Raw genomic sequence first — 15,553 nt, 5'->3', positions numbered from 1 at the left:
CGGAACGACACGGGTCGCTCAACCCGTCACAGCTGGCCCGCCGCCCCCGTCCACCGCAGGTAATCCCCGCGCGTCCAGTCGAGCGACACGCCGACGCGCTTCGTCCCCGGCCGAATCTTCGGCTTGTACATCGACAGCGTCAGCGACTCCAGCGCGGGCCATTCGCGGAACGACATCACCGCGAGATCGGCGACGAGCGTTTCGAGCAGCCGCGTATGCGGCTTGTGCGACAGGAACGACGCGACACGCGCGCAGTAGCCGTCGTAGTCGATCCACTCGCCCTGCTCGCTCGGCTCGCAGCGATACCCGAGCCGCGCGTCGATCACGATCGGCTGCGGCGCCTCGTGCTCGTGCGCGTGGATGCCGATCCGCGCGGGCACCTTCAGTTCGTCGACGAACACGCTCCAGCCGCGCCCGCGCAGGCGCGGCGCGTCGATCGCCACGAACGGTTCGTCGAACGGCTTCATGATGCGAGCGGCGCCGCGGCGTCGAGCATGATGCGCACGAAATAGTCTGCGAAACTGCGACGCACGACGATCTCGAACGTGTCGTCGCCGGTCGGGAGCAGCGTGATCGGCGACTTGAAGTAGTGCGACTGTGCGCACTGGCCCGGCTTGAGCACGCGCGGATGCAGATCGAGCGGGCAGCCGCGCGCGATCACGTCGCGCACCCGTTCGCCGCTGACCTCGACGACCGTGTAGCCGCTGCCGACGTCGACGGCCGCCGCGTACGAACCCTGCACGGCCTCCGCGAGTTGCGCCTCGAGCACGCCCGCCTGCACGGGCCCGTTCGAGCGCACGAGCCACTCGTCGGGACCGAGCCACAGCACGTCGTACTCGGCACCGCGCGCGACCGTGTTCGGTTCCGACGGCGGCCGGCAGCCGACCACGCGCTCGAACGCGCTGACGAATGCCGGGTCGCTCAGCTCGCCGCGCACGTTCACGAGATCGAGGAACGCCCGTTCGCGCAGCATGAACTTCTTCGACGCGCGCGCCTGATGCGGCTTCAGCACATCGGCCGCGCCGACGAACGGCGATTCAAGCGTCACGCCCGCGCCGGCCACTTGCGACTGGTTTCTCGTTTCATTCCACATGCTGGCGCACCCCTTCGGTATCGTAGAAAACCGGGCTCGAGATCTTCGCGGTGACGCGCTTGCCGTTGGCCAGCGGAATCACGACGCTCTCGCCCATCTTGTTCAGGCCGCCCTTCACCACCGCCAGCGCAATCGAGCGCTTCAGGATCGGGCTGTAATAACTCGACGTCACGTGGCCGATCATCGGCGTCGGATCGACCGCCGACACCTGCGTGTCCTTCGCGATGATCTGCGCGCCTTCCGGCAGTACGAACTGTTCGTCCTCGGTCAGCAGGCCGACGAACTGCTTGCGGCCTTCCTTCGCGGTATCCGAGCGCGACAGCGAACGCTTGCCGAGGAAGTCCTTCGACTTCGCGACTAGCCCGCCCATCCCGAGGTCATACGGCGTGATCGAGCCGTCGGTATCCTGGCCGACGATGATGTAGCCCTTCTCCGCGCGCAGCACGTGCATCGTTTCCGTGCCGTACGGCGTGATGTCGAATTCGGCGCCGGCCGCCATCAACGCTTCCCACACCGCGCGGCCCGCATTGGCCGGCACGTTCACTTCATAGGCGAGTTCGCCGGAGAAGCTGATCCGCATCACACGCGCCTTCACGCCCGCGACGGTGCCGTTGCGGTAGCTCATGAACGGGAACGCCTCGTTGCCGAAGTCGATGTCCTGGCATACCTTCTGCACGACCTTGCGGCTCTTCGGGCCGACCACCGCGAACGTCGCCCAGTGATCGGTGACGGATGCGAGCCGCACCTTCATGTCGGGCCATTCGGTCTGCAGCCAGCGCTCGAGCCACGTGAGCACGCGCGCCGCGCCGCCGGTGGTCGTCGTCATCATGAAATGCTGGTCGGCGAGGCGCACCGTCACGCCGTCGTCGAACACCATGCCGTTTTCGTCGAGCATCAGCCCGTAGCGGCACTTGCCGACCTCGAGCTTGTTCCACGGGTTCGTGTACATCCAGTTCAGCAGCTTCACCGCATCGGGACCCTGGATGTCGATCTTGCCGAGCGTCGACGCGTCGAGAATGCCGACGCTGTTGCGCACCGCGAGGCATTCGCGCTTCACGGCCGCATGCAGATCTTCGCCGTTCTTCGGGAAATACCACGGCCGCTTCCAGTTGCCGACGTCCTCGAACATCGCACCGTGCTCGACGTGCCATTCGTGCACGCAAGTCTTGCGGATCGGGTCGAGGAAGTCGCCCGTCTCGCGGCCCGCGAACGTACCGAACGACACGGGCGTGTAGTTCGGGCGGAACGTCGTCGTGCCCGTTTCCGGAATCGTCTTGCCGAGCGCCTGCGCGAGGATCGCCATCCCGTTGATGTTGCCGAGCTTGCCCTGATCGGTGCCGAAGCCCATCGCGGTGTAGCGCTTCACGTGCTCGACCGACTCGAAGCCTTCGCGCGCGGCCAGCAGGATGTCGGCTGCCGCCACATCGTTCTGGAAGTCGACGAACTGCTTCGGCCCGCGTGCGGCGGCCTCGCGGCTGCCGACGAGCCACAACGGCTGCAGCGCGCCTTCGACGGTTTCCGCGACCTGCGGCGCGACGGGGCGTTGCGCGGCGGTGAAGCCCGCAGCCTTCGCCGCTTCGGCGCCTGCGTCGAGCGCGAGCCGCAGCGCGCGGGCGAGACCGAACTCGCCGGCGGCCGCCCCGACGCTCGCCTCGGCCTGCACGGGCTTGCCCGGCAGGAAGCAGGCCTTCTCGTCGTTCCAGCACGCCTTGCCGCCCGACTGCGCGAACAGGTGCAGCACCGGGCTGAAACCGCCCGACATCGCGACGAGATCGCACGGCAGCGACTGCAGCTTGCCGCCGGTCTGGCCGTTCGAGTAGGACGCGACGTCGACCGACGATACGCGCCACTTGCCCGAAGCAGCCGTCACGACGGCGCCGCTCATCACCGTCACGCCCTGCCGCTTCGCGGCGGCGGGCAATGCGCCGTTCGACGACGCACGCGAATCGACGACCGTCACCTTCGCGCCGCACGCCTTCAGGTCGAGCGCGGTCTGGTACGCACGGTCGTTGTTCGTGAACACGACTGCGTTGCGGCCCGGCAGCACGCCGTAGCGATGAATGTAGGTGGACACCGCGCCGGCCAGCATCACGCCCGGCAGGTCGTTGTTGCCGAACACGATCGGACGCTCGTGCGCGCCGGTCGCGAGGATCACGCGCTTTGCGCGAATCTTCCACAGCAGTTCGCGCGTGCCCTTGCGCATCGACACCGGCTGGTGATCGGTCAGACGCTGCGTGACCGTCACGAGGTTGTGGTCCTGATAACCGAACGCGGTGCTGCGCGACAGGATCGTCACGTCGGGCAGCTTGCGCAATTCGGCCTCGATCTTCTCGACCCACTGCAGCGCCGGCTTCGCGTCGATCTCCGCGCGGCACGACAGCAGGCTGCCGCCGAGTTCGCGCTGATCGTCGACGAGGATCACGCGTGCGCCGGCCGTCGCGGCCGCATGCGCGGCGGCGAGGCCCGACGGGCCACCGCCGACCACGAGCACGTCGCAGTGCGCGTAGCATTTGTCGTAGCGATCGGCGTCGAGCACTTCGGGCGCCTTGCCGAGGCCGGCGGCCTCGCGGATCTTCTCTTCGTACTTCGGCCACATGTTGCGCGGCCACATGAAGGTCTTGTAGTAGAACCCGGCCGGCATGAAGCGCGAGAACTTCTGGTTGATCGCGTACTTGTCGTTCTCGAGCGACGGCTCGGCGTTCACGCTCGTCGCGACCAGGCCCTGGTACAGCTCGATCTCGGTCGCGCGCGCGTTCGGCACCGTGTACGGGCCGGTCTCGAGCTGCACGACGGCATTCGGTTCCGCGACGTCCGCCGTCACGATCCCGCGCGGACGGTGGTACTTGAAGCTGCGCGCGACGAAGTGCACGCCGTTCGCGAGCAGCGCGGACGCGAGCGTGTCGCCCTGGAAGCCCTGATACGTGCGGCCGTTGAACGTGAACGTCAGCGGAATCGCGCGATTGATGCGGCCACCGGTGCCGAGGCGGTCTTTCTGGCTCATTTGCTCGTGCCCTCTTCGTGTGCGTTGCCGGCAGCCGCGCCACTGGTGGCAGCCCCGCCGAACTTTTCGTAGCCCTTGATATCGTAGGTCACCGTGTCGCGCGTGACCTTGAACCAGCGGCGGCAGCCCTGCGTATGCAGCCACTGCTCGCGGTGGATACCGCGCTTGTTCTCGCGCATGAACACGTATTCGCCCCATTCGCGGTCGGTCATGTTCTCGTTCGCAACCGGGCGCACGATGTCGGCTTCACCGCCGCACGTGAACTCGGATTCGGCGCGCGGCCCGCACCACGGACATTCGATCAGCAACATGTTTCTTTCTCCTGGTTCAGTGCGGGGATCAGTGCGCAACGGCGGCAGCGCCGTGCTCGTCGATCAGGTGGCCCGTGTAGAAGCGGTCCAGCGCGAACGGCGCGTTCAGCGGATGCGGTTCGTCGCGGGCGATCGTGTGTGCGAACACCCAGCCGGAGCCCGGCGTCGCCTTGAAGCCGCCGGTACCCCAGCCGCAGTTGAAGTAGAGGCCCTTCACGTCGGTCTTCGTGATGATCGGGCATGCGTCCGGCGACACGTCGACGATGCCGCCCCACTGGCGGTTCATCCGCACGCGCGAGAACACCGGGAACATCTCGATGATCGCCTGCAGCGTGCTTTCGATGATGTGGAAGCTGCCGCGCTGGCCGAAGCCGGTGTATTGGTCGATACCCGCGCCGATCACGAGGTCGCCCTTGTCGGACTGGCTGATGTACGCGTGCACCGCGTTGGACATGATCACCGAGTTCACGACCGGCTTGATCGGTTCCGACACGAGCGCCTGCAGCGGGTGGCTCTCGATCGGCAGACGGATGCCGGCCATGTCGGCGAGCGTCGTCGTGTTGCCGGCGGCCACCACCGCGACCTTCTTCGCCTTGATGAAGCCCTTCACCGTATCGACGCCGACCACCGCGCCGCCGTCGCGGCGAATGCCCGTGACCTGGCAGTTCTGGATGATGTCGACGCCCGCGCGGTCGGCGCCGCGCGCGAAGCCCCAGGCCACCGCGTCGTGACGCGCGACACCCGCGCGGCGCTGGATCGATGCGCCGAGCACCGGGTAGCGGCTGTTCAGGTTGATCGTCGGCTCGATTTCCTTGATTTGGGCGGGCGTCAGGAATTCCGCATCGACGCCGTTCAGGCGGTTCGCGTTCACGCGACGCTCGGTGTCACGCACGTCCTGCAGCGTGTGCGCGAGGTTCATCACGCCGCGCTGGCTGAACATCACGTTGTAGTTGAGATCCTGCGACAGCCCTTCCCACAGCTTCATCGCCTTCTCGTACAGCGCGGCCGATTCGTCCCACAGGTAGTTCGAGCGCACGATCGTCGTGTTGCGCGCGGTGTTGCCGCCGCCGATCCAGCCCTTCTCGAGGATCGCGACGTTCGTGATCCCGTGCTCCTTCGCGAGGTAGTAGGCGGTCGCGAGGCCGTGGCCGCCGCCGCCGACGATCACGACGTCGTATTCCTTCTTCGGTTCCGGGCTCCTCCACTGCTTTTCCCAGTTCTCGTGATACGAGAGGCCGTTGCGGAACAGGCTGAATATCGAGTAGCGGCTCATGTTAGTGATCCTTCGTTAGCATTCGATGACGTTCACGGCGAGACCGCCGCGCGACGTTTCCTTGTATTTCGTCTTCATGTCGGCACCCGTCTCGCGCATCGTCTTGATCACCGAATCGAGCGATACGTAGTGCTGGCCGTTACCCTTGAGCGCCATCCGCGAAGCGTTCAGCGCCTTGATCGCGCCCATCGCGTTGCGTTCGATGCACGGAATCTGCACGAGCCCGCCGACCGGATCGCAGGTCATGCCGAGGTTGTGCTCCATGCCGATCTCGGCCGCGTTCTCGACCTGGTCGGGCGTGCCGCCCATCACCGCGGCGAGCGCGGCTGCGGCCATCGAGCACGCGACGCCCACTTCTCCCTGGCACCCGACTTCCGCACCGGAGATCGACGCCGTTTCCTTGTAGATGATCCCGATCGCCGCGGCCGTCAGCAGGAATTCGACGATGCCGGCTTCGTTCGAGCCCGGCACGAACTTCACGTAGTAGTGCAGTACGGCGGGGATCACGCCGGCCGCGCCGTTCGTGGGCGCGGTGACGACCCGGCCGCCCGCCGCGTTCTCCTCGTTGACGGCCATCGCATACAGGTTGACCCAGTCGAGCATCGACAGCGGGTCGCGCAGCGATTCCTCCGAACGCGCACGCAGGCGCCCGTTCAGCTCGGCCGCGCGGCGCTTCACGCGCATCGGGCCCGGCAGGTCGCCCTCGACCTTGCAGCCGCGCTCGACGCATGCGGCCATCGTGCGCCAGATCGTGAGCAGTCCGGCGCGCACCTCGTCTTCGGAACGCAGCGCGCATTCGTTGCGCAGCATGACTTCGGCGATCGACAGCCCGTGTTCGCGACACTGGCGCATCAGGTCGTCCCCGGTACGGAACGGATACGGCACGTCGGCCGCCGCGCGCACGCCGTTCACGCGATCGCCGTCGCGGTTCACGACGAAGCCGCCGCCGATCGAGTAATACTCCTTCTCGACGAGCAACTGGCCGTGCTCGTCGAACGCCTGGAAGCGCATTCCGTTCGGATGCACGATGCTCGTGCCGCTCATCAGCTTGCGATAGAAGCCGATGTTCTCCTTCTCGTCGAAGCGAATCGTCTGCTTGCCGAGCAGCGCCAGCGACTTCTCCGCGCGGATCGTCGCAAGCCGGGGCTCGATGAGGTCGGGGTCGATCGTGTCGGGCAAATGGCCCTCGAGGCCGAGCAGCACCGCCTTGTCGGTGCCGTGGCCCTTGCCCGTTGCACCGAGCGAGCCGTATAGTTCGACCCGCACGCGGCGCACGAAGCCGAGCAGGTTCGCGTCCTCGATGTGCGACGCGAAGCGGCACGCGGCGATCATCGGGCCGACCGTGTGCGAGCTGGACGGGCCGATGCCGATCTTGAACAGGTCGAACGCGCTGACGTTCATCTGGCTTCCTCTGGGTGGGCGTACGTGAAATGTCGTTGGCGTCAGTACATCAAAGCGTAAAATTGGCCGATAGAACAAAAACGGCATCGGCGTGGGATACCGGCGCCAAGCGCCGCGCAAGACGATCGGAAAGTGCGTTTTGACGATGATCGGCGACGAAAAACCACAAGTCGGCCGCCAGCCGTGGCAGCAGAGTGAGTGAACCGAGTGAGACCCGCCTTCCCGGCGTGACGAGATTGACCGCGATGACACCCGACGTACCCGCTTCCCCCCTCGCCGAACCCGCGCCGCGGCGCATCCGTTTCGGCATCGTGCTGCTGCCGAACTTCACGCTCACGGCCTTCTCGGGTTTCGTCGACATGCTGCGGCTGTCGGCCGACGACGGCGACTACAGCAAGCCGGTGCGCTGCGCATGGAGCGTGATCGGCGACACGCTGGCGCCGGTGCGCGCAAGTTGCGGGATCCAGATCACGCCGTGGGAAACCTTCGAGAGCGCCGAGCCGTTCGACTACGTGGTCGTGGTCGGCGGGCTGCTGCATTCGGGGCCGCAAGCCGGCCCTGAAACGCTCGACTTCATCCGCCGCGCGGCGACGGGCGGCGCGACGGTCGTCGGGATCTGCACGGGCGTGTTCACGCTGATGCGAGCCAACGTGCTCGACGGTTACCGCACTTGCGTAAGCTGGTTCCATTACTGGGATTTCATCGAGCGCTTCCCGAACGCCGATCCCGACATGCTGATCGCCGATCGCCTGTTCGTGATCGACCGGCGCCGGATCACCTGCTCGGGCGGGCGCGCATCGATCGACGTCGCCGCCGCGATCCTGCTGCGCCATTTCGATCACGCGACCGTGCAGAAGGCACTGCGCATCCTGCTCGTCGACGAAATGCAGAAGGGCAACGCGCCGCAGCCGCACCCGCCCGGCCTCGAGCCGGCCACGCACCCGAAGGTCAAGCGCGCGATTCTCCTGATGGAACAGCATGTCGGCCGCGCACTGCCGCTCGAGGAGCTCGCGTGCAAGCTCGACATGTCGACGCGCCAGCTCGAGCGGCTGTTCAAGGCGGAAACGGGCAAGAGTCCGCAGGCGTTCGCCAAGCAGGTGCGATTGCGCACGGCCGCATGGCTGTTGACCAGCTCCGACCGCACCGTCGCCGATATCGCGTCGAGTTGCGGATTCGCCGATGCATCGCACCTCGGTCGCGAGTTCCGCAAGCAGTTCGGCGTGCCACCGGCGACCTATCGCGAGCGCGGCGGGGACGGCGCGGAAGCCGGCGCGCCGGCGGCCGCCGACCTCGATCCCGTCGAAGACATCGCCGACTGACGATCGCGCGCAGCCGTCGCCGCGCGCCCTTTTTCCTTCTCCTTCCGCGCGCCACCCTCGCTCGAATCGCCGCATTTTCGCGCCATTTGGAACCGGTTCCAATCAAATTGACCGACGTTGCGGCTCATTAACCGAGGGTTATCCCGGATGCTGACGCATCTTCAAATTTGTATGATGACCACATCACCTTACAAACCAGAGCGCCATGTTCGAGAAGATTCCCGCCCGTGCGATGAGCGACCACGTCGCGCAGCAACTGCTGAAGCAGATCGAAGTCGGCAGTTTCTCGGCCACCGGCAAGCTGCCGACCGAAGCCGTGCTCGCGCAGGAATTCGGCGTGAGCCGCACCGTGATCCGCGAGGCGATCTCGCGGCTGAAGAACGAAGGCGTGGTCGAGCCGCGCCAGGGTAGCGGCGTGTACGTGAATCAGCACGGCGCGATCCGGCCGTTGCGCATCGATTACGCGGAAGCCGTCGAGGCGAGCTCGCTGCCGCACCTGCTTGCGGTACGGCGCGCGATCGAGGCCGAGGTCGCGGCCGAAGCCGCGCTGCGCCACACGGCCGACGACATGGCCGACATCGACGATGCATTGCGCAAGATCGACGACGCGGTGGCCGAAGGGCGCGACGGCGTCGCGGAAGACGTCGCGTTCCACCGCACGATCGCGGCCGTCACCGGCAACCCGTATTTCCTGAAGACGCTGCAGTTCCTGAACCAGTACCTCGAGGCCGGCGTGAAGGTCACGCGGCGCAACGAAGCGACGCGCGAGGATTTCTCGCGGCAGGTGCGCGAGGAACACGCGGCGATCGCCGACGCGATTCGCGCGCGCGACCCGATGGCCGCGCGCAATGCGGCGCGCACGCACATGTACAACGCGGCCCGCCGTCTCGCGGAAGCCGGCATCTGCTGACGAACGATTGCTGACGCGGCGGCCCGGTCCGAACCCGTGCCGTCGTTGCCCCGAACCTTTCCCGAATCGATCAAGGTTGACCATGTCACGAAATGTTGGAGTCATCGGCCTCGGCGCGATGGGCCTCGGCGTCGCCCGCTCGCTGCTGCGCGCGGGGTTCCGCGTGCACGCATGCGACGTGCGCGACACCGTGCTGCAGGCGTTCGCGGCCGAAGGCGGCGTGGCCTGCGCGAGCCCGGCCGAGCTGGGCGCGCAGTGCGACGTCGTCGTCACGCTCGTCGTCAATGCCGCGCAGACCGAAGCGGTGCTGTTCGGCGAGCACGGTGCGGTTGCGGCGATGAAGCCGGGCGGCGTCGTGATCGCCAGCGCGACCGTCGCGCCCGACTTCGCGGTCGCGCTCGGCGCGCGCATCGAGGCCGCGGGCCTGCAGATGCTCGACGCGCCGGTATCGGGCGGCGCCGCGCGCGCGGCCTCCGGCGAGATGACGATGATGACGTCGGGGCCCGCCGCCGCGTATGCGGGCTGCGACGACGTGCTCGACGCGATCGCCGGCAAGGTGTACCGCCTCGGCGACGCTCACGGCATCGGCTCGAAGGTGAAGATCATCAACCAGCTGCTGGCCGGCGTGCATATCGCGGCCGCTGCGGAGGCGATGGCGCTGGGCCTGCGCGAAGGCGTCGATGCCGATGCGCTCTACGACGTGATCACGCACAGCGCCGGCAACTCGTGGATGTTCGAGAACCGCGTGCCGCACATCCTGAACGGCGACTACACGCCACTGTCGGCCGTCGACATCTTCGTGAAGGATCTCGGCCTCGTGCTCGATACCGCGCGCCGCAGCAAGTTTCCGCTGCCGCTGTCGGCCACCGCGCACCAGATGTTCATGAGCGCGTCGAGCGCCGGACACGGCGGCGAGGACGATTCCGCCGTGATCAAGACTTTCCCCGGCATCACGCTGCCGCCCGCCCGCTGATTCGAACGACGTTTCCGCCATGACCGCTTCCGCTTCCCGTCCCCAGCTCGGCTGCATCGCCGACGATTTCACCGGCGCGACCGACCTCGCGAACATGCTCGTCAAGAGCGGCATGCGCACCGTGCAGACGATCGGCGTGCCCGCAGTCGACACGACCATCGACGCCGACGCGATCGTCGTCGCGCTGAAGTCGCGCACGATTCCCGCCGCCGACGCCGTCGCGCAATCGCTCGCCGCGTACGAATGGCTGCGCGCGCAGGGCTGCCGCCAGTTCTTCTTCAAGTACTGCTCGACGTTCGACTCGACCGACGCGGGCAACATCGGGCCCGTCGCCGATGCACTGCTCGACGCGGCCGGAGGCGGCTTCACGATCGCGTGCCCGGCATTCCCGGAGAATGGGCGCACGATCTTCCGCGGCCACCTGTTCGTCGGCGACGCGCTGCTGAACGAATCGGGCATGGAAAACCACCCGCTCACGCCGATGAAGGACGCGAATCTCGTGCGCGTGCTGCAGCGGCAAACGAAATCGCAAGTCGGCCTGATCCGCTACGACACCATCGCACTGGGCGCAGCCGCCGTGCGTGCGCGCATCGAGCAGCTGCGCGCGGAAGGCGCACGCTTCGCGATCGCCGACGCGCTGTCGGATCGCGACCTCTACGTGCTCGGCGAAGCGTGCGCGGGCCTGCCGCTCGTCACGGGCGGCTCGGGCGTCGCGCTCGGCCTGCCCGCGAATTTCCGCCGCGCGGATCAACTGCCCGAGCGCGACAACGCGGCATCCCTGCCGCGCATCGACGGGTTGTCGGCGGTGCTCGCCGGCAGCGCGTCGAAGGCGACCAACGCCCAGGTTGCCGCGTGGCGCGACAGCCGGCCGAGCTTCCGGATCGATCCGCTCGCGGCGTCGCGCGGCGAACCCGTCGTCGACGCGGCACTGGCATTCGCACGCTCGCACCTGCCGCAACCCGTGCTGATCTATGCGACCGCGACGCCCGACGAAGTGAAGGCCGTCCAGCAGGCACTCGGCGTCGAAGCGGCCGGCCATCTCGTCGAGCGCACGCTCGCGGCGATCGCCAGGGGCCTGCACGACCTCGGCGTGCGCAAGTTCGTCGTCGCGGGCGGCGAAACGTCGGGTGCGGTGGTGCAGGCGCTCGACGTGAAGTCGCTGCAGATCGGCGCGCAGATCGATCCCGGCGTGCCGGCGACGGCCACCATCGACGCGCAGCCGCTCGGCCTCGCGCTGAAATCCGGCAACTTCGGCACGGTGGACTTTTTCGACAAGGCGCTGCGCGCGCTCGACGGAGCCGCACGATGAGCCGCGAAGCGAAACTGCGCGAAGAGATCTGCGTCGTCGGCGCGAGCCTGTATGCGCGCGGCCACGCAGTCGGCAGCGCCGGCAACATCAGCGCGCGCATGGATGACGGCTGGCTGATCACGCCGACCGACGCCTGCCTCGGCCGCCTCGACCCGAACGACATCGCGAAGGTCGGCCTCGACGGCCAGCCCGTATCGGGCGGCAAGCCGTCGAAGACGCTCGCGCTGCATCGTGGCATCTACGCGCGCAACGCGCACGCACACGGCATCGTCCATACGCATTCGACGCATCTGGTCGCGCTGACGCTCGCGGGCGTATGGCGCGACACCGACGTGCTGCCGCCGATCACGCCGTACTACGTGATGAAGGTCGGCCACATCCCGCTGATCCGCTATCGCCGCCCCGGCGACCCGGCCGTCGCGGCCGAAGTCGCGGCACTCGCCGACCAGGTGCGCGGCGTGCTGCTCGACCGCCTTGGGCCGGTGATGTGGGGGCAGTCGGTGTCGCACGCATCTTATGCGCTCGAGGAGCTCGAGGAAACGGCGCGACTGTGGCTGATGACGAACCCGAAGCCCCAGCCGCTGTCCGACGCGGCGCTCGACGAGCTGCGCCAGACGTTCGGCGCACGCTGGTAACGCGACGCGTCGCGCCCGTATCGCGCAGGACTGCCAACCGGTTTCCATGCCCGCCGTGTGCGCGGGCTTTTACATCAGCACACACGACACGATCCGGCGGCGTGCGCGCCGCCGGCACATGACATCCCAGGAGACGACGATGACTGCTCTCGACGCGGCCGCAGGCCGCTCGCCCACCGCGCCCGCCCAATCGGCCGAACTCGACCGCACCTACAGGAAAGTGTTCTGGCGCATCGTGCCGTTCCTGATGCTCTGCTACGTGGTCGCGTATCTCGACCGCGTGAACGTCGGCTTCGCGAAGCTGCAGATGTCGCAGGACCTCGCGTTCAGCGAAACCGTGTTCGGCCTCGGTGCCGGCATCTTCTTCCTCGGCTACTTCCTGTTCGAGCTGCCGAGCAACATGCTGATGCACCGCATCGGCGCGCGCATCTGGATCGCGCGGATCATGATCACGTGGGGCCTGCTGTCCGCGCTGTTCGCGTTCGTGAAGACGCCGACGCAGTTCTACGTCCTGCGCTTCCTGCTCGGTCTTGCGGAAGCCGGCTTCTATCCGGGCGTGATCCTGTACCTCACGTACTGGTTCCCGTCGCATCGCCGCGCGAAGATCATCGCGGTGTTCATGTCGGCGATTCCGGTGTCGGGCATTTTCGGCAATCCGCTGTCGGGCTGGATCATGGAGCGCTTTCACGGCGGCTCGGGCTTTCACGGCTGGCAATGGATGTTCATGATCGAGGCCGTGCCGGCCGTGCTCGTCGGCATCGCGACGATCCTGTATCTCGACAACGGCATCCGCAGCGCGAAGTGGCTCGAGGAGCGCGAGAAGCAGATGCTCGAGGACGAGATCGCCGCGCAGCCCCAGGAACAGCAGAAGCACGGCCATTCGCTGAAGGCCGTGTTCTCCGACCCGCGCATGTGGTGGATGTCGCTGATCTACTTCGCGTTCGTCACCGGCCAGTACGGCCTCACGTTCTGGATGCCGACGCTCGTCAAGTCGACCGGCATCACCGATACGTTGCAGATCGGCCTGCTGTCGGCCATCCCGTTCGTCGTCGCGATCGTCGTGATGAACCTGTTCGGCCATAGCGCGGACAAGCGCCGCGAACGCCGCTGGCACCTGATCGTGCCGGCGCTGATGGGCGCGGTCGGGTTTGCGGTTGCCGCGTCGTACTCGCACAATACGGCGGTATCGATCGTGTTCCTGTCGCTGGCGGCAGGCGGCGTGCTGACCTGCGCACCGCTGTTCTGGTCGCTGCCGACCGCGTTCCTCGCCGGCTCCGCCGCGGCCGCCGGGATCGCGATCATCAACTCGGTCGGCAACCTCGCCGGTTTCGCGAGCCCGTACGTGATCGGCTACCTGAAGGACCTCACGCACAGCACGTCGTCCGGCATGTACGTGCTGGCCGGCATGCTCGTGATCGGCGCGATCGCCGTGTGGCTCACGCCCGCGAAACTCGTGAACCGCTGATCCGGTATTCGACGCGGGGCGCCGCGCGCCCTGCCCCATTCATTCACAGGACCCGCTGCCATGCCCCGCTTCGCCGCCAACCTCTCGATGATGTACACCGAGCACGCGTTCCTCGAACGCTTCGCCGCTGCCTCGTACGACGGCTTCAAGGCCGTCGAGTACCTGTTCCCGTACGACTTCGCCGCGGAGGACATCCGCGCGCGCCTCGACGCGCACGGCCTCGTGCAGGCGCTGTTCAACGCGCCGCCGGGCGACTGGGCCGCCGGCGAACGCGGGCTCGCGTCGCTGCCGGGCCGCGAGGACGAGTTCCGGCGCGGCATCGACCGGGCGCTCGACTATGCGCGCGTGCTCGGCAACAAGAAGCTGCACGTGATGGCCGGGATGGTCGCGCCGGGCGCCGACCGCGCGCGCCATCGCGATACCTACGTGGCGAACCTGCGGCACGCTGCGCAGGCGGCCGCCGCGCACGGCATCACGATCCTGATCGAGCCGATCAACCAGCGCGACATGCCCGGCTATTTCCTCAGCCGCCAGGACGATGCGCATGACATCCGCGCGGAAGTCGGCGCGCCGAACCTGAAGGTGCAGTTCGACTGCTACCACTGCCAGATCGTCGAAGGCGACCTCGCGATGAAGCTCAAGCGCGATTTCGCGGGCATCGGCCACATTCAGATCGCCGGCGTGCCCGAGCGTCACGAGCCGGACATCGGCGAACTCAACTACCCGTATCTGTTCGAGCTGATCGACGCGCTCGGCTACGACGGCTGGATCGGCTGCGAATATCGCCCGAAGGCCGGCACGTCCGAAGGCCTCGGCTGGCTCAAGCCATATCTGTAATCCAGGCATTCCGAAGAGGGCTCACAACATGAAGGTACTGATCACCGGCGGCGCCGGCTTTCTCGGCCAGCGTCTCGCGCGCAAGCTGCTCGAGCGCGGCGAGTTGACCGGCCCCGACGGCCGGACCGACAAGATCGACGAACTGGTGCTGCTCGACGTCGTCAAGGGCAGCGATTTCGGCGACGCGCGCGTGACGCCGATCGTCGGGGACATCGCCGATCGCACCGTGCTCGAAAGCGCGATCGACACGCAGACGGGCGCGATCTTCCACCTCGCGGCGATCGTCAGCGGGCAGGCTGAAGCCGATTTCGATCTCGGCATGCGGATCAACCTCGACGCATCGCGCACGCTGCTCGAAGTGTGTCGCGCGCGCGGCCATCGTCCGCGCGTCGTATTCACGAGCTCGGTGGCCGTCTACGGCGGCGTGTTGCCCGACGTCGTGCAGGACGACACCGCGCTGAACCCGCAATCGTCGTACGGCGCGCAGAAGGCGATCGCCGAACTGCTGCTGTGCGACTACGCACGGCGCGGCTTCGTCGACGGCCGCGTGCTGCGGCTGCCGACCATCAGCGTGCGGCCGGGCCGCCCGAACGCGGCCGCGTCGTCGTTCGCGAGCGGCATCATCCGCGAACCGCTGAACGGCGAGGAGAGCGTATGCCCGGTGCCGGGTTCGACGCGGCTGTGGCTGCTGTCGCCGCGCGGCGCGATCGACGCGCTCGTCGCGGGTTGCGAGATCGACGGCGCGAAGCTCGGCAACAAGCGCGTGATCAACTTGCCGGGCCTGTCGGTATCGGTCGACGAAATGATCGCGGCGCTGCGCGAAGTCGCGGGCGACGACGTCGTGAAGCTGATCCGCCATGCGCCGGACGAACGCGTCGAGAAGATCGTCGGCAGCTGGCCGGGCCGCTGGGACACGACGCGCGCCGAAGCGCTCGGCCTGAAGGGCGACACGTCGTTCGCGGACGTGATCCGCAGCTACATCGCCGACGAGCGGCGTTGACGGCCGCGCCGCCGGGCGCGGCAAGC

At 67.4% G+C, this 15,553-nt stretch carries 14 protein-coding genes; 8 read left to right on the top strand and 6 right to left on the bottom strand.

Annotated elements, in window-relative coordinates:
• Positions 1-26 precede the first annotated feature (26 nt).
• From HW466_RS25875 to HW466_RS25850, 6 genes are read right to left on the bottom strand one after another with little or no spacing between them, the layout of a single operon-like run.
• The gene (locus HW466_RS25875; RefSeq protein ID WP_059452158.1) at positions 27-467 is read right to left on the bottom strand and encodes a dihydroneopterin aldolase; all 441 of its coding nucleotides are present in this window, start codon (positions 465-467) and stop codon (positions 27-29) included.
• Complete coding sequence (locus HW466_RS25870) at positions 464-1,093, bottom strand: sarcosine oxidase subunit gamma (protein WP_059504279.1); 630 nt, start codon at positions 1,091-1,093, stop codon at positions 464-466. Before HW466_RS25870 ends, HW466_RS25875 begins: the two co-directional genes overlap by 4 nt.
• Positions 1,083-4,094: a sarcosine oxidase subunit alpha family protein gene (locus tag HW466_RS25865; protein ID WP_059773010.1), complete on the bottom strand. Its 3,012-nt coding sequence runs from the start codon at positions 4,092-4,094 to the stop codon at positions 1,083-1,085. The genes HW466_RS25870 and HW466_RS25865 overlap by 11 nt, the downstream gene beginning before the upstream one ends.
• Positions 4,091-4,405: a sarcosine oxidase subunit delta gene (locus HW466_RS25860; protein WP_059452155.1), complete on the bottom strand. Its 315-nt coding sequence runs from the start codon at positions 4,403-4,405 to the stop codon at positions 4,091-4,093. Before HW466_RS25860 ends, HW466_RS25865 begins: the two co-directional genes overlap by 4 nt.
• 28 nt (positions 4,406-4,433) lie before the next feature.
• On the bottom strand, positions 4,434-5,678 hold the full coding sequence (locus HW466_RS25855) for a sarcosine oxidase subunit beta family protein (protein WP_059452154.1): 1,245 nt from the start codon (positions 5,676-5,678) through the stop codon (positions 4,434-4,436).
• A 15-nt stretch (positions 5,679-5,693) separates the two neighbouring features.
• The gene (locus HW466_RS25850; protein ID WP_059504285.1) at positions 5,694-7,079 is read right to left on the bottom strand and encodes an L-serine ammonia-lyase; all 1,386 of its coding nucleotides are present in this window, start codon (positions 7,077-7,079) and stop codon (positions 5,694-5,696) included.
• Positions 7,080-7,324: 245 nt separating this feature from the next.
• Here HW466_RS25850 and HW466_RS25845 point away from each other — a divergent pair, with 245 nt between their 5' ends.
• The 8 genes from HW466_RS25845 to denD all read left to right on the top strand — a co-directional run bounded on the left by HW466_RS25845 (position 7,325) and on the right by denD (position 15,527).
• Positions 7,325-8,398 (top strand): GlxA family transcriptional regulator, encoded by a 1,074-nt coding sequence (locus HW466_RS25845; protein WP_151004931.1) that lies wholly within the window; start codon positions 7,325-7,327, stop codon positions 8,396-8,398.
• A gap of 205 nt (positions 8,399-8,603) precedes the next feature.
• Positions 8,604-9,308, top strand: a complete 705-nt coding sequence (locus HW466_RS25840) for a FadR/GntR family transcriptional regulator (protein ID WP_059504289.1) — start codon at positions 8,604-8,606, stop codon at positions 9,306-9,308.
• An 82-nt stretch (positions 9,309-9,390) separates the two neighbouring features.
• Positions 9,391-10,281: an L-threonate dehydrogenase gene (ltnD, locus tag HW466_RS25835; protein ID WP_059452151.1), complete on the top strand. Its 891-nt coding sequence runs from the start codon at positions 9,391-9,393 to the stop codon at positions 10,279-10,281.
• 19 nt (positions 10,282-10,300) lie between these two features.
• Entirely contained in the window at positions 10,301-11,590 is a 1,290-nt protein-coding gene (otnK, locus tag HW466_RS25830; RefSeq protein WP_151006076.1) for a 3-oxo-tetronate kinase, read from the top strand.
• Entirely contained in the window at positions 11,587-12,225 is a 639-nt protein-coding gene (otnC, locus tag HW466_RS25825; protein WP_151006075.1) for a 3-oxo-tetronate 4-phosphate decarboxylase, read from the top strand. The genes otnK and otnC overlap by 4 nt, the downstream gene beginning before the upstream one ends.
• 139 nt (positions 12,226-12,364) lie before the next feature.
• A complete protein-coding gene (locus tag HW466_RS25820) occupies positions 12,365-13,690 on the top strand; it encodes an MFS transporter (protein ID WP_059544481.1) in 1,326 nt (441 codons plus the stop codon).
• Between the two features lie 60 nt (positions 13,691-13,750).
• Positions 13,751-14,527, top strand: coding sequence for a 2-oxo-tetronate isomerase (otnI, locus tag HW466_RS25815; RefSeq protein WP_059504295.1), 777 nt, complete (start codon positions 13,751-13,753; stop codon positions 14,525-14,527).
• Positions 14,528-14,555: 28 nt separating this feature from the next.
• Positions 14,556-15,527 carry a D-erythronate dehydrogenase gene (gene denD / locus HW466_RS25810; RefSeq protein ID WP_060117800.1) on the top strand — a complete coding sequence of 324 codons (972 nt, stop codon included), beginning with the start codon at positions 14,556-14,558 and terminating at the stop codon, positions 15,525-15,527.
• Positions 15,528-15,553 lie beyond the last annotated feature (26 nt).

The organism is Burkholderia territorii (assembly GCF_902833055.1).
Taxonomy (GTDB): domain Bacteria; phylum Pseudomonadota; class Gammaproteobacteria; order Burkholderiales; family Burkholderiaceae; genus Burkholderia; species Burkholderia territorii.
Note: the sequence above shows the minus strand (reverse complement) of the source record. Positions and strands in the feature narration are given on the sequence as shown.

Bases quoted from the DNA above. Each gene is read 5' to 3' on its own strand.
- HW466_RS25840 (WP_059504289.1), top strand. From the start codon at position 8,604: ATGTTCGAGAAGATTCCCGCCCGTGCGATGAGCGACCACGTCGCGCAG.
- otnI (WP_059504295.1), top strand. From the start codon at position 13,751: ATGCCCCGCTTCGCCGCCAACCTCTCGATGATGTACACCGAGCACGCG.
- HW466_RS25845 (WP_151004931.1), top strand. From the start codon at position 7,325: ATGACACCCGACGTACCCGCTTCCCCCCTCGCCGAACCCGCGCCGCGG.
- denD (WP_060117800.1), top strand. From the start codon at position 14,556: ATGAAGGTACTGATCACCGGCGGCGCCGGCTTTCTCGGCCAGCGTCTC.
- HW466_RS25860 (WP_059452155.1), bottom strand. From the start codon at position 4,405: ATGTTGCTGATCGAATGTCCGTGGTGCGGGCCGCGCGCCGAATCCGAG.
- ltnD (WP_059452151.1), top strand. From the start codon at position 9,391: ATGTCACGAAATGTTGGAGTCATCGGCCTCGGCGCGATGGGCCTCGGC.
- HW466_RS25865 (WP_059773010.1), bottom strand. From the start codon at position 4,094: ATGAGCCAGAAAGACCGCCTCGGCACCGGTGGCCGCATCAATCGCGCG.
- HW466_RS25820 (WP_059544481.1), top strand. From the start codon at position 12,365: ATGACTGCTCTCGACGCGGCCGCAGGCCGCTCGCCCACCGCGCCCGCC.
- otnC (WP_151006075.1), top strand. From the start codon at position 11,587: ATGAGCCGCGAAGCGAAACTGCGCGAAGAGATCTGCGTCGTCGGCGCG.
- HW466_RS25875 (WP_059452158.1), bottom strand. From the start codon at position 467: ATGAAGCCGTTCGACGAACCGTTCGTGGCGATCGACGCGCCGCGCCTG.
- HW466_RS25850 (WP_059504285.1), bottom strand. From the start codon at position 7,079: ATGAACGTCAGCGCGTTCGACCTGTTCAAGATCGGCATCGGCCCGTCC.
- HW466_RS25870 (WP_059504279.1), bottom strand. From the start codon at position 1,093: ATGTGGAATGAAACGAGAAACCAGTCGCAAGTGGCCGGCGCGGGCGTG.
- otnK (WP_151006076.1), top strand. From the start codon at position 10,301: ATGACCGCTTCCGCTTCCCGTCCCCAGCTCGGCTGCATCGCCGACGAT.
- HW466_RS25855 (WP_059452154.1), bottom strand. From the start codon at position 5,678: ATGAGCCGCTACTCGATATTCAGCCTGTTCCGCAACGGCCTCTCGTAT.